At 68.2% G+C, this 12,435-nt stretch carries 17 protein-coding genes; 8 read left to right on the forward strand and 9 right to left on the reverse strand.

Annotated elements, in window-relative coordinates; all coding sequences use genetic code 11:
* Positions 1 to 63 precede the first annotated feature (63 nt).
* The 3 genes from ABDC25_RS01570 to ABDC25_RS01580 all read left to right on the forward strand — a co-directional run bounded on the left by ABDC25_RS01570 (position 64) and on the right by ABDC25_RS01580 (position 2,307).
* Positions 64 to 1,287, forward strand: a complete 1,224-nt coding sequence (locus ABDC25_RS01570) for an MFS transporter (RefSeq protein WP_167253539.1) — start codon at positions 64 to 66, stop codon at positions 1,285 to 1,287.
* 223 nt (positions 1,288 to 1,510) lie between these two features.
* Positions 1,511 to 1,993 (forward strand): SRPBCC domain-containing protein, encoded by a 483-nt coding sequence (locus ABDC25_RS01575; protein WP_081859671.1) that lies wholly within the window; start codon positions 1,511 to 1,513, stop codon positions 1,991 to 1,993.
* Complete coding sequence (locus ABDC25_RS01580; RefSeq protein ID WP_021198423.1) at positions 1,990 to 2,307, forward strand: metalloregulator ArsR/SmtB family transcription factor; 318 nt, start codon at positions 1,990 to 1,992, stop codon at positions 2,305 to 2,307. The genes ABDC25_RS01575 and ABDC25_RS01580 overlap by 4 nt, the downstream gene beginning before the upstream one ends.
* A gap of 4 nt (positions 2,308 to 2,311) precedes the next feature.
* On the opposite strand, the gene ABDC25_RS01585 is transcribed toward ABDC25_RS01580, so the two are convergent.
* Positions 2,312 to 2,866, reverse strand: a complete 555-nt coding sequence (locus ABDC25_RS01585; protein WP_021198422.1) for a MarR family transcriptional regulator — start codon at positions 2,864 to 2,866, stop codon at positions 2,312 to 2,314.
* Positions 2,866 to 3,108, reverse strand: coding sequence for a hypothetical protein (locus ABDC25_RS01590; RefSeq protein ID WP_347124489.1), 243 nt, complete (start codon positions 3,106 to 3,108; stop codon positions 2,866 to 2,868). The genes ABDC25_RS01585 and ABDC25_RS01590 overlap by 1 nt, the downstream gene beginning before the upstream one ends.
* A gap of 128 nt (positions 3,109 to 3,236) precedes the next feature.
* Here ABDC25_RS01590 and ABDC25_RS01595 point away from each other — a divergent pair, with 128 nt between their 5' ends.
* Both ABDC25_RS01595 and ABDC25_RS01600 read left to right on the forward strand, forming a co-directional pair.
* Positions 3,237 to 3,680, forward strand: coding sequence for a MarR family transcriptional regulator (locus ABDC25_RS01595; RefSeq protein ID WP_029260137.1), 444 nt, complete (start codon positions 3,237 to 3,239; stop codon positions 3,678 to 3,680).
* Between the two features lie 66 nt (positions 3,681 to 3,746).
* Positions 3,747 to 4,073: a hypothetical protein gene (locus tag ABDC25_RS01600; RefSeq protein WP_021198419.1), complete on the forward strand. Its 327-nt coding sequence runs from the start codon at positions 3,747 to 3,749 to the stop codon at positions 4,071 to 4,073.
* A gap of 154 nt (positions 4,074 to 4,227) precedes the next feature.
* Here ABDC25_RS01600 and ABDC25_RS01605 read toward each other — a convergent pair whose 3' ends face one another.
* Entirely contained in the window at positions 4,228 to 4,980 is a 753-nt protein-coding gene (locus ABDC25_RS01605; protein WP_029265225.1) for an SDR family NAD(P)-dependent oxidoreductase, read from the reverse strand.
* Between the two features lie 270 nt (positions 4,981 to 5,250).
* Positions 5,251 to 6,636 carry an SUMF1/EgtB/PvdO family nonheme iron enzyme gene (locus tag ABDC25_RS01610; protein ID WP_347124492.1) on the reverse strand — a complete coding sequence of 462 codons (1,386 nt, stop codon included), beginning with the start codon at positions 6,634 to 6,636 and terminating at the stop codon, positions 5,251 to 5,253.
* Between the two features lie 117 nt (positions 6,637 to 6,753).
* Between ABDC25_RS01610 and ABDC25_RS01615 the strand changes: the two genes are divergently transcribed.
* The 3 genes from ABDC25_RS01615 to ABDC25_RS01625 all read left to right on the forward strand — a co-directional run bounded on the left by ABDC25_RS01615 (position 6,754) and on the right by ABDC25_RS01625 (position 9,638).
* Positions 6,754 to 7,143 (forward strand): metalloregulator ArsR/SmtB family transcription factor, encoded by a 390-nt coding sequence (locus tag ABDC25_RS01615; RefSeq protein ID WP_021198403.1) that lies wholly within the window; start codon positions 6,754 to 6,756, stop codon positions 7,141 to 7,143.
* 2 nt (positions 7,144 to 7,145) lie between these two features.
* Complete coding sequence (locus ABDC25_RS01620) at positions 7,146 to 8,123, forward strand: SRPBCC family protein (protein ID WP_021198402.1); 978 nt, start codon at positions 7,146 to 7,148, stop codon at positions 8,121 to 8,123.
* Positions 8,124 to 8,285: 162 nt separating this feature from the next.
* Entirely contained in the window at positions 8,286 to 9,638 is a 1,353-nt protein-coding gene (locus tag ABDC25_RS01625) for an FAD-dependent oxidoreductase (protein ID WP_029265171.1), read from the forward strand.
* On the opposite strand, the gene ABDC25_RS01630 is transcribed toward ABDC25_RS01625, so the two are convergent.
* The 5 genes from ABDC25_RS01630 to ABDC25_RS01650 all read right to left on the reverse strand — a co-directional run bounded on the left by ABDC25_RS01630 (position 9,629) and on the right by ABDC25_RS01650 (position 12,368).
* Positions 9,629 to 10,354: a Pr6Pr family membrane protein gene (locus ABDC25_RS01630; RefSeq protein WP_347124495.1), complete on the reverse strand. Its 726-nt coding sequence runs from the start codon at positions 10,352 to 10,354 to the stop codon at positions 9,629 to 9,631. The two genes, ABDC25_RS01625 and ABDC25_RS01630, sit on opposite strands and share 10 nt — an antisense overlap.
* 92 nt (positions 10,355 to 10,446) lie before the next feature.
* Positions 10,447 to 10,836: a DoxX family membrane protein gene (locus ABDC25_RS01635; RefSeq protein ID WP_292765848.1), complete on the reverse strand. Its 390-nt coding sequence runs from the start codon at positions 10,834 to 10,836 to the stop codon at positions 10,447 to 10,449.
* Between the two features lie 29 nt (positions 10,837 to 10,865).
* Entirely contained in the window at positions 10,866 to 11,627 is a 762-nt protein-coding gene (locus ABDC25_RS01640; protein WP_029265167.1) for a ribonuclease H, read from the reverse strand.
* Between the two features lie 58 nt (positions 11,628 to 11,685).
* Positions 11,686 to 11,946 carry a hypothetical protein gene (locus ABDC25_RS01645; protein ID WP_347124498.1) on the reverse strand — a complete coding sequence of 87 codons (261 nt, stop codon included), beginning with the start codon at positions 11,944 to 11,946 and terminating at the stop codon, positions 11,686 to 11,688.
* 95 nt (positions 11,947 to 12,041) lie between these two features.
* A complete protein-coding gene (locus ABDC25_RS01650; protein ID WP_347124500.1) occupies positions 12,042 to 12,368 on the reverse strand; it encodes a hypothetical protein in 327 nt (108 codons plus the stop codon).
* Positions 12,369 to 12,435: the final 67 nt, after the last annotated feature.

The following is a 12,435-nucleotide window of genomic DNA, read 5'->3' on the forward strand; positions in this document are numbered from 1 at the left end:
CCGTGGAGCCGGGCGCGGAATCCGTGTGGGCAGAGCCCCTCGTCGCCCCGTACGATCGTAGACATGGCTTCAATCGAATCGATTCGACGATCCGTGCCGGATCAGGCGTCCCGGCGCGCCCGCATCGCCGTCTCCGCGCTGTTCCTCACGAACGGGGCCCTGTTCGCGAACATCCTGCCGCGTTACCCGGAGATCAAGTCCGCGCTCGGGTTGGACAACCTCGGCTACGGCTTCGCGATCGCCGCCTTCCCTGCCGGCGCCATCGCTGCCGGGCTCTTCGCGGCGGTGCTGATCCGGCGCTTCGGGTCGGCGCGCATCGCCGTCATCGGCACCGTGCTCACGAGCCTCGGGTTGCTGTCGGCGGCTCTCGCGCCGTCCGGGGTGCTGTTCGCCGTCGCGCTCTTCCTCGGTGGAGCATCCGACGCCATCACCGACGTCGCGCAGAACGCCCATGGCCTGCGGGTGCAGCGGCGCTACGGGCGCTCGATCATCAACGGCTTCCACGCGATCTGGTCGATCGGTGCGGTCCTGGGTGGCGCGATGGCCGCAGTCGCGATCGCGTTGCAGCTGCCGCTCGGTGTGCACCTGGGCATCTCCACGGCCGTCTTCGCCACGGTCGCTCTCGTCGCCCTGCGGTTCTGCCTCCCTGGCCGTGACGACGAGGTCGCCGATGAGGCGGCAGTGGAGCCCGTCGACCTCGCTGGTGCGGTGCGCCGCGGCGTGACCCCGCGTACCGTGATCGCGATCATCGCGCTGACCCTCATCGCGATGGCGGGTGCCGTCGCCGAGGATGCGGGGAACTCGTGGGCGACGCTGTACCTCGCCGATTCGCTCGGGGCCGCCGCGGCGATCGCGCCGCTCGGCTTCATCGCCCTGGTCGGCGCGCAGTTCGTCGGCCGGATCATCGGCGATCCGCTCACGGATCGCTTCGGGCAGCGGTGGGTCGCCAGGGTCGGCGGTCTCATCGCCGCGGCCGGCATGACGCTTGCGCTCGCGTTCCCCACCGTGCCCGGTACGATCCTGGGTTTCGCTGCCGTCGGATTCGGCATCGCCACTCTGATCCCCGCGGCCATGCATGCCGCGGACGAGCTGCCGGGGCTGCGGCCCGGCGTGGGGCTCACGGTCGTCTCGTGGCTGCTGCGCCTCGGTTTCCTGCTGTCCCCGCCGTTCGTGGGATACATCGCCGAGAACGAGAGCCTGCGCGCCGGGCTCCTCGTCGCCCCGGTCGCCGCTCTCGTCGCCGTGTTGCTGGCGGGGTTCCTGGAGAAGCGCCGACCGCGCAGCTGATCTCCGTCTCTGAGATGCGGGTGTCGTTTGGATGTCGGGAGGGCGGGTGCAGGGTGTTCTCGCAGCGATTGGTCCTGCATCCGGGAACACTCCCGCCGCCTGGTGCGGCTGGGGATCTTGCGTGCAACCCGGGGGTTGCGCAAGAGGATCGCATGTGCAACTCTAGAGTTGCAGCTGGCCGATCGGCCGGCGGAGCATGCAGGTGACCACGAAAGGACCCATCATGGTGAACATGACCCACAACGAGGCATCCGTCGTCGATGAGGAGACCTTCTCCGTTCGGCGGAGCATCCAGATCGCAGCCCCCGTCGACAAGGTGTGGCGAGCGGTGGCCGAGCCCGAGCACATCTCCCGCTGGTTCGGGCGCACGGTGCTGGATGGTGCGGGCGTCGGAGCCACCGGCACGATGACCTTCCCCGACTACGACGTGATCCCGTTGCGCGTCGAGGAGTACGACGAACCGCGACGCATCACCTACCGCTGGAACAACGACGATGCGCTCGGGAAGCTGCCGGAGAGCATCGACGAGTCGACCTCGACCGTGTTCACCTTCACCCTCGAAGAGGCCGACGGCGGCACCAGGCTCACGGTCGTGGAGAGCGGATTCGAGCGCACGTCGGATCCGCTCTCGAACCTCGAGTCCCACCGCACCGGCTGGGACCTGGAGCTCGACAAGATGGTCGCACTGGTGGAAGGCGAAGCGTGACCACGGAGACTCTGCTGCCCATGTTCGCGGCGCTCGCGGACGAGACGCGCTGGAGCATCCTGACGGCTCTCGGCGAGGGGGATGCGTCGGCATCCGCCCTCGCCGGGCGCCTTCCGGTGTCTCGGCAGGCGATCGCGAAGCACCTCGCCGTCCTGCAGGAGGTGGGTCTCGTCGAGCCGGTACCGGTGGGGCGCGAGGTGCGTTTCCGTGTGGTCGGCGCCGAGCTCTCCGCCACGGCCGCGAGGCTCGATGTGATCGGGCGCGAGTGGGACCGCCGCCTCGCCGCGATCAAGCAGATCGCAGAGGGGCTGTAGGGCGTCACTCCGCGGCTTCGGAGCCTTCCTGGTCGCGGATCACGTCGCGAAGCTCCTGGTCGAGGTCGGACGCCTCCTCGATCGCGGCCGTCATCCCGGCGAGGAACCGGGTGACCACGGCACGTTCCTGATCGGAGAGCTCGTCGACGAGGGTCAGCATGCGGCGATGCATCGCGCCGAGGGTGGCGCGCACCTCTTCGTCGCTGCTCACCGTCGGGACCACGACGCCCGCGCGGCGATCGGTGGGGTGCGCCTCTCGGCGGACGTGGCCGCCCTTCTCCAGACGGTCAATGAGCGTGGTCGTCGATGCGGTCGAGATGTTGAGCATCCTGGCGATGTCGATAGGTCGGACGATCCGCCCGGCGCGCTGTTCCCTGAGCAGGAATCGCAGCGCCATGAGGTCGGTCTCGTTCATGCCCATCGAGGAGCGCGTGCGTGCGCGCATGGCGGTCTCGGCTGCGCGGTAGCGTCGCAGCATGTTGAGCACGTCGACGGTGCTGGCGCTCTCTCCGTCCGGGTACCAGTAGCCCGAACGTGCGTACTCCTGGGAGTCGTTCATCAGGCGACCACCTCTCCGCCGTCTGCGCCGAGCGCCGTCTCGCGTTCGAGCATCTCGACAGCCCCTGTCGCGACCTCGGCGGGGACGACGAGCAGGAACCCGCCCGTGATCGCATCGTTCTCCGCGGTGATGATGCGCGCGATCCGCTCGCGACCGGCTGTGGGGAACTGCTGGTGCAGCTGGTCGAGCAGGTCGGCGTAGCGGACGTATCTCTCATCCTTGAGGTCTATTGGATCGACCATGACGTCCCTTCTCGTCGTGATTCCATCCTCTCATCGTCGGAAGCGCCTGATGATCGCACATTTTGCTAGACAGTCCAGTAATCAGCTCGTCGAGGTAACATGGGGCGGCGGAGATGGGGAGTGGTGACATGGGGCAGAGGCTGGAGATCGCGACACCGGAACTCGCGCGGGAGGTGGATGCGCTTCGCCGTGCCGACGCGCGGCTCGGGCGCCGGCTCGCTGCGGGGCGCCAGCCGAACGAGACCGATCGTGCCGCCATGCGTCTGATCGCGGAAGCGCCCGCCGATCGTCCGGTGACCCCGCGGGATCTGGCCGGGCATCTGGGCGTGAGCACCGCCGCGGTCACGTCGGTGCTCCGTCGACTCGCGGAAAGGGGCCAGGTGGTCGTCTCCACCCATCCCCAGGACGCGCGTTCGAAGATCGTGCGCCCGTCGTTGCGTGACCTGCATTCTCCCGCCGACGAGATCTCGCGGCGGGTCGAGGGGATCGAGAGCGAGTTCACACCCGACCAGCTCGCGGTGATCTCACGGTTCCTGCGACGTCTCACCGAGGAGATCTCGGACCTGACCTGAGCCGACTTCCAATTAGCTAGCTAAACTAGTAATCTATTTTCCGAGAGATAAATCGGAGGAGGAGTCATGGGTCAGCTCAGCTATGCCGGAGAGTCGCAGACGTTCGAGGTCGATGACGAGGTGCTCTCTCACCTCCGTCTCGTGGCGGTCACCAAGCTTCGCCGCGGCGAGTCGTTCCCGCTCACGCTGCGTGTGTCGGACTCGCGCACCGAGACGCTGTGGATGCACGCCTCGATCCCGGTCCGCTTCACGATCGACGCCGACGTGGAGTTGCAGCGGCCGGTGCTGGTCAAGATGATGGCGGCGGCGAGCGGCGCCGGGGGCCTCGACCTCACCGACATCGACTTCACGCCGCTGAGCTCCTCCGCGAGGGTGATGCACGCCGTCGCCTGACGACAAGCTCGCCTCCCTCGCCGATGCACTCCTGGGCAAAGCAGTGCAGCTCGCGGGCGGGGAGGTGCGCGGCCACGCAACCGGGGGGTTCGCGTCGCCGCTTCTGACGCTCGGCCATCGAGAATCGGGTCCCGATGGCCGAGCGTCGATTCTGTCAGAGAGCGGTGTATCCGCCGTCGACGAGGTGGTAGCTGCCGGTGATGAAGCTCGCCGCATCGCTGGCGAGGAAGGCGATGAGGTTCGCGACCTCGTCGGCCTGGCCCAGGCGTCCGATCGGGTGCTTGCTCACGAGGAAGTCCTTCGCCTCGTCGCCCATGTTCGCGAGCAGCGGGGTGTCGATGAAACCGGGGCCCACGGAGTTCACGCGCACGCCCTTGGCGGAGTACTCGAGCGCCGCCGACTTGGTCATGCCGACCACGCCGTGCTTGGCGGTGACGTAGGCGGGGGAGCCGGCGAAGCCGACGCTGCCGAGGATCGAGGCGATGTTCACGACCGAGCCGCCGCCGTTCGCGAGGATCGAGGGGATCTGTGCCTTCATATTGCGGAAGACCGCGTTGAGGTTGATCGCGATGACCTTGTCCCACGCCTCGTCCTCGTACTCGGCCGTCGGAGCGCTGGCGCCGCCGATGCCCGCGTTGTTGACGCCGATGCGCAAGGGAGCGAGCGAGTTGGCGAGTTCGATGGAAGAAGCGATCCAGGCCGCATCCGTCGCATCGCCGACTGAAGCCTCTGCCGTGCCGCCGGCAGCGCGGATCTCTTCGACGACCGCGTTCGCGTGCTCCGCGTTCAGGTCGTTCACGACGACGGATGCGCCGTTCTTCGCCAGCAGGAGAGCGGTCGAGCGTCCGATTCCGCTGCCTGCTCCCGTCACGATCGCCGAGCGGTTCGAGACGTCGTACTGAGCCACGAGTGACTCCACTTCCGGGCGGGCGCGGTGCCGGGAGATCTTCTCGGACGGTCCGTCCTTCACTCCAGCCTACGCCTGAAAATGTGGGGTGGATTCACGTGAATGGATGTCGGCGACGCGATGCCGTCGGCACCAGTGGACTCTGTCGGAGCAGGCGAGCCCGACGAGCCCGGCCCGGGGCGGTCGTTGGTCGCGCCCGTCGCGACGGAGCGTCCTCGACGGATCGACGAGGACGCTCCGCGGCATGTGGTGGACGGTCTTCGTCGCCGTTCAGAGCACGCGCACGAGGCGGAATCCGAACATGTTGGTCGCGGTCTCCGACGAATAGTAGGCGCTGCGATAGTCCAGTCGCAGATTCTGGGGCTGATAGTTCCACGCGCCCCCACGCACGACGGGGAACGGTACTCCGCCGTCATGCGGGCTCCCGTCGTTCGCTGCGGCGGAGAGATCCTGTACCCAGTCGTCCGCGACGAATTCACGCGCGTTCCCGGTCACGTCGTACAGCCCATACCCGTTGGGCGCGAAGCTTGCCACCGGCGCGGTGTACGGGTAGCCGTCGTCGACGCCGGTGCTGTCCCAGCCGAATCCGTTGGTCTCCTTCGACGAGAGGTCGAAGCTGTTCGCGTACTCGTTCACGCGAGAGAGGTCGTCACCCCAGTAGAACGTCGTGGTCGCACCGCCACGCGCCGCCCACTCCCATTCATCTTCGCTGGGGAGTCGATAGGTTTCCCCCGTCTTCGCACTGAGCCATGACGCGTACGCGTTCGCATCTTCGCGCGTGATCGCGACGACGGGAGAATCGGTCGTCTGGGGGAATCCAGGATTCAGGTAGTCCAGCGCAGCGTTGAACTGCATGGCGGAAGGATCCTGCGGGTTCCACCATCGAGCTCCACCGCGAGGACGATACTTCGTCTCTTTGACGAACGCACTGAACTGACCGACCGTCACCTCGGTCGTGCCGAAGGCGAGTGCCTCACTGATCGTGACGTCGCGCTGGGGCGTCTCGAAATCACGACGGTTCTCCGGGACGTTCCAGATCTGCTGTTCCTCCGCTGTCGCCCCCGCAACGTAGTCGCCCTTCGGCACCACGACCATCTCCGGGAGGCCGGGAAGATCACGGAACACCGTGCCCGGTTGCGTCTGAGCGCTGACATCGGCACGCGATCCTTCCACTCGCGCCGGGCGGGTCTTGTCGCGCTTCTTCAGAGAGTCGTCCATCGATGCCACGCGGTACTGCCATTCCGCCACCGAACCCTGAAGGAACATCACGGAATCGAGCACGCCCGGTTGGTATCCGGGCTGCGTGGCGAGATCGAGCAGATAGGTGGATTCCACCTGAAGCCGCTCCAACGCCGTCTTGAAGCTCTCGTACTGCGGGATCCTCGAGCGATCTTCGTCCAGAGCGAGGATCGCTTCGTTCACCGCGGGAACGACGGCGCCATAGGTGGTCTTCGCGTCGGATCGCCACACCAGCGACTCCTCGAGATCGTCGAGTGCGCGATGGGCGGCATCTGCTCCACCGCGACCCATCGGGGATTGGGCGAAGACCGGCGTGGTGGAGGTGGCGACGAGAGCCAGCGTCAGAGCGACCGCGGCGGAAACCCGCACCGCCGTCGTGGAACCCTGCGTCGGCCCGGAATTAATGTTACGTAACATGTTAAGTGTTCCATTCTGTTGATCCGGGAGTATACCCACCCCGTCTATGGCGCGAGAGTGCGATCTCGACACTTTCCCTCTTGACACACCCGCTCCGCGGGCATAACGTACAACCAAATGGTTGCACAAAGAGAACTGAGCGAAGCGGAGGTCGACCGTGTCTTCCACGCACTGGCGACGTCGACCCGGCGCGACATCCTGCGCCGGACGATCGAGCGTGAGCAGTCGGTCTCGACCCTCGCCTCCGAATACGAGATGTCGTTCGCCGCGGTGCAGAAGCACGTCGCCGTGCTCGAGGCCGCGAACCTCATCGTCAAGCGCGCCGAGGGACGCGAGCGGCTCGTCCGCGCGAACCCCGAGATGATCGCCCGCGCCAGGGCGCTCCTCGCCCGATACGAAGAGCTGTGGCGGTCGCGCATCGCCCGACTCGACGACCTGCTGGCCGAGACGCCTCGGCCCAGCTCATCCGACACCAGTGACACCACGAAGAACGAACAAGGAGACTGAACATGCCTGTCACCGACGTCACCACCGATGCCGAGAACCTGACCATGACCGTGGTCGCCGACTTCGCGGCCCCCATCGACCGCGTCTGGAGCGCGTACTCCGACCCGCGTCAGCTCGAGCGCTTCTGGGGTCCTCCCGGATGGCCGGCCACCTTCACCGCCTGGGACCACACCGTCGGCGGGCGTGCCGTCTACTCGATGAACGGTCCGCGCGGCGAGAAGTCGTCGGGTGCGTGGGAATTCGTATCGATCGACGCGCCGCACGGCTTCGAGGTCATCGACTCGTTCGTCGACGAGGAGGGAAAGCCGCTCGACGGATTCCCCGCACAGCGGATGTCGTTCTCGTTCGAGCCCACCGCCGAGGGCACCCGTATGGTGACCACGAGCCACTTCGACTCCGTCGACGCGCTCGAGCAGGTCGTCGAGATGGGCCAGGTCGAAGGCATCAAGATGGCGATGGCGCAGCTCGACACCGTGCTGCAGGATCTCCGCGAGTACGCGCAGGGCAAGGGCACACGGGTGGAGCTGCTCGACGACACCCACGTGCGCATCACCCGCCTGGTCGAGGGGCCGCGGGAGCTGGTCTGGCGCGCGCACTTCGAGCCCGAGCTCATCCGCAAGTGGATGCTCGGACCCGACGGCTGGGAGATGACGGAGTGCGTGGCCGCCACCGAGGTGGGCCAGTCGTACCGGAACTCCTGGGCGCCGGTCGGCGACACCGAGGGGCAGCCGTTCGGGTTCGAAGGTGAGGCGCTGCTGATCGACGCCCCGCGCCGGGCGGTCAGCACCGAGCGGATGCAGGGCATGCCCACCGAGACGCTCAACGATCTGAACCTGTATGAGGAGGACGGCGCGACTCTCGTCACGCTGCTCATCGAGTATCCCGACAAGGAGACGCGCGACATGATCCTCGCCACCGGCATGGCCGACGGCATGGAGTCGTCGTTCGCCCGCCTGGAGCGGGAGCTGCTCTCCGTCTGACGCTGCATCTGCGCGCAAGCAGTCGCCGTTTCAGGCGTTCACGCCGGGTCAGGCCGATCTCCCCCCGAGACGGCCTGACCCGGCGTTTCGGTCTGACCCGGCGAGGCCGAGCATCGAGGCGCCACACCTCCACGCAGGTGTTCGGGATAAGGTGGCGACACGATGAGGATCACGCGCCGCACTCTGCTCCTCGGCGCCGGAGCCGGTGTCGCTTCGGTGCTTCTCGCCTCCTGCACTCCGGAACCGGCACCCACGCCGACGCCCACTCGCACGCGCGAGCCCGAGCCTCCGCCCGGTGTCCCGGCGGCAGCCGGCAGCATCCGCAGCACCTGGACCACCGATCCGTTCGCGCTCGGCGCCGCCAGCTTCACGCCAGTGGGCGTGCTGGCCGGCACGCGTCTCGCGCTGGGGAAGCCCGTCGACGGGCGCCTGTTCTTCGCGGGGGAGGCGACGGATGAGGATGCTCCCGGAACGGTGCGCGGCGCGATCGGCTCCGGTGCGCGCGCGGCCGAGGAACTCCTGATCCCGGCGACCTCGGGAGAGCGTGTCGCCGTCGTCGGCGCAGGGCTCGCCGGAGCCACCGCTGCCGCTCTGCTCGCCGAGGGAGGGCTGGAGGTGACGGTCTTCGAGGCCAGGGATCGCGTCGGTGGGCGGGTCTACTCCCGCGTCGACGAATCGTGGCCCGTGCCGGTGCAGCTCGGCGCCTGGCTCTTCGGCGCAGACGACGCCGACGTGCTCGACCGGATGAGCGAGGGAGAGGTCGGCGTCGTCGAACTGGCCGGCGAGATCTGGCGCGGACCCGACGGAGCTGTCGACTCGGTCGACCCTCAGCCCTTCGACGCGGCGATCACGACGGCACAGGCCGCGCCCGAAGACTCCTCGGTGGCTGATGCTCTGACCGCCGCCGGAATCGATACCGCCGACCCCGCGACGACTGCGCTGCTCGCGATCCTCGCCGCCCGCACCGGTGCCGGAGCCGACGAACTGTCCAGCTGGTTCGCGCCGCCACTGCCGACAGGAGACCCGAAGGCGGCGACCGGCGACGTCACGCCATTCATCGAGCAGGCCCTGGACGGCGTCAAGGTGGGGCTCAACTCCCCGGTCGCTCGCCTCGCGTACGACGACTCCGGAGTGAGCGTGCGCCTCGGTACCGGAGAGGCGCTGTCGTTCGACCGTGTGCTCGTGACCGTGCCGCTGGGTGTGCTCCAGGACCGCAGCATCGAGTTCGACCCACCCCTGCCGTTCTCCAACCGCGGTGCGGTGTCGGCGCTCGGCATGGGCGCGATCGAGACCGTGTGGCTGCGGTGGGACGAGCCGTTCTGGGAGAACGAAGAGGCGATCTGGCACGCGGTCGGCGCCGATGTGGTGATCCCGACCTGGATCAACCTGCGACCCGCGACCGGCGAGAACGTGCTCGTGGGCATCGTGGGAGGTGCCGCGGCCGCCGAGTTCGCGAAGCTCGACGAGGACGAGGCCATCGAAGCGGCTCTCGCCTCGCTGGCCCTCTACGTCTGACCGATACGTTCACCGATCGGCGCCTGCTCGGGTGTCGGGGTCTCGGAGCGCGCGTCGACCTCCACGCGCAGTCGTCTCGGCAGCGGCATGCGGCTGACGAGCACGAGGACCGTGGCGACCGCGGCGAAGGTGCCGAGAGCGATCGCCGACGAGAGGATGAACTCCATCGGGCCGCTCACCTGCCGCGGGTCGAGGAAGTAGTACGGGTACCAGCCGATGAGCGGCCCGCGGATCATGGTGGCGACACCCCAGATCACCGGGTAGGCGAGCGTCACCGGGATGACTCGCCAGGAGACGGAGCGGTGGCCGGGTGCCAGTGCCCACGCCGCCACCGTCACGGCGGGGAGCCAGAAGTGCAGCACCTGATCCGACCAGGGCACATCGATGCGGATGCCGCGGATGCCGGCCTGCCAGACCAGGATGGCGAACACGAGTCCGGCGGTGATCGTCCAGGTCAGCACGAGCGCCAGGGCGACCGTGAGCCAGCGCGGATCGCGAGCCGTGCGCAGGGCGATGACCCCCGCGATGCTCAGCAGCACCACGAACGCGATGTTCGACTGGTTGGTCAGATACGCGAAGAAGTTCTGGCTCGCGATGGTGTTCGACGCCAGTCCCCAGGCGAGTCGATGGATGAGTGCGACCAGGCAGACGGCGGCAGCGCCGAGGCGGAGCAGGCCGAAGACGGTGCGGGCCTTCACCGCTGCGTCACCACCCATTCCGTCATCAGCCGAGTCTACGGACCGCAGCTCGGAGGACCCGTCATGCGCGGAGGGTCAGCGTTCTGGTGGTGGAGAGGGCGTGGCGTGAGTCAGCGTCGGGGTTCGCGGGTCGACCACAGGGCCAGCGCGACGAGCACGGGCTGGAAGAACAGCCGGACGAAGCGCTTCATGTCCGTGTCGAGCCCGAATCCGTCACGGTGGTGCATCCACTGCGCCACGTTGCCGGGGAACACAGCCACGAAGAACAGGGCGGCGAACGTGCCGACCGCACGTCGGCGGCGCCGTGCCAGCAGCAGCGCGGAGCCGAGCGCGATCTCGGCCACGCCCGAGGCGAGCACCGTGGTGTCGGGGTCCAGCGGCAGCGACTCCGGCACCTGGGCCTGGAACTCCTCGCGGGCGATCGTGAGGTGCGAGACCCCCGCGAAGACGAGGGAGGCGCCGAGGAAGAGGCGACCGATGGTGCGGGCGGGAGTCGACATGGTGCGAGTGTACGCCTCGGTCGCTGGGCTCAGATCAGGCGGCGGAGCGCCTCTTCGAGCGAGACGCCCTGAGCTTCGGCGCGGTCGCGCAGCCGCGCGTGCTCGTCGGACGAGAGCGGGATGCGCAGTTCGATCGGGTCGTCGTCGGGCGCATCCAGGCCGTCGAGGAGATCGGATGCCTCGGCCCACAACGGCTCGGCGACGGCGGACGCAGCGGTCGGGGAGGCGGCGGAGGCCATCGTCGGCGAGGCCGCCCGAGCGGGGGCCGACGAGGGGGCGGAGGCGGCGACCGGCGCCGACGCGGCGACCGCGGCTCCGGCATCCGTGCCGCGGGTGAAGCCCGGTCCTCGACGTGGTTCCTGCTTCGCCTGGTATGCCTTGGCCGCGGCGTTCGCACGTTCGTCGGCGGCCTCGTTCAGCGGGTGCCCCGCGTGCCCCTTGACCCAGGAGAACTCGACGTCACGGCCGCGGATGGCCTCGTCGATGCCCTCGAGCAGGTCGCGGTTGAGCACGGGGCCGCCGTCGGACTTGCGCCAGCCCTTGCGCTTCCAGCCCGGCATCCACTTCGTCACGGAGTCGATCACGTAGCGGCTGTCGCACTCGATCAGCAGTTTCTCGTCGGTGCCCGCCGTCGCGAGCAGCAGTTCGAGCACCGCTCGCAGTTCCCCCTGATTGTTGGTGCCGTGCGGCGATCCGCCGGCCGCCCAGTTGTCGTCGTCGATGTACCAGGCCCAGCCGTTGGGGCCGGGGTTGCCCAGGGCGGAGCCGTCTGCGGCGGCGGTGATCGTCATCCCTCAACCGTAACGGTGAGAGCGACGTCGCCCTGTCGCGTGAAGGGCGAGCAGCCGGTCAGTCGTCTTCGGGGTCGTCGTCCAGCGGCTCGTCGTCCAGCGGCTCGGCGTCGCCGGTCGAGGCGGCCTCGGGGACCGGGGGCGCGACCGGGAACAGGACCGAGCTCAGGTCGCCGCTGGTCTCCGCGCCGAGCCCGATCGACAGTGGATCGACGACGGGCGCGGTGTCGAGGACCTCGGACTCGGAGCGTTCGAGCGGCTCCGAGGGCAGCACCCACTGGTTCTCTTGTTCTTCAGGCTTCTGCTGGAACAGTCCCATGAGTTCCATTGTGACCCCGAGCCGCCGTGAGGAGGCCGGATTCACACGGGATTGATCGGATGCGGCTCCGGTGGTCGTCGCCGACGTCGTGGCTGTCAGGCCGGGGCCGCGCGCCGGAAGGTGAAGTATCCCGAGACGGCGCCGTGATTCACGACGCCCGTTCCGGTGCTCATCACCCGATCGGATGTGGTGGCGCCCGATCCGACGAAGGCGTATCCCGTGTGCTCGAGGCGCCAACCGACCCTCTCGACCTCGCTGAGGAAATAGCCGACGCTCTCGTTCTGGAGGTAGTCGTTCGCCGCCGAACCCCAGGACGACGGGGCACCGGTGAGGCGGCTGACCTCGACGTGCAGGTGCAGGACAGGGTCGCCGCGGGTGTGTGCTTCGCGTGCCGCACCGAGCAGTCGTTCAGCTTCTTCCATCGTCAGCATGAGCCCCCTCTTCGTGTCGCCGTCGGTAGACGGCTCACCTGAGAGCGTACGTGGACTG

This window comes from Microbacterium sp. SY138 (genome assembly GCF_039729145.1).
GTDB classification, from domain to species: Bacteria; Actinomycetota; Actinomycetes; order Actinomycetales; family Microbacteriaceae; genus Microbacterium; species Microbacterium maritypicum_A.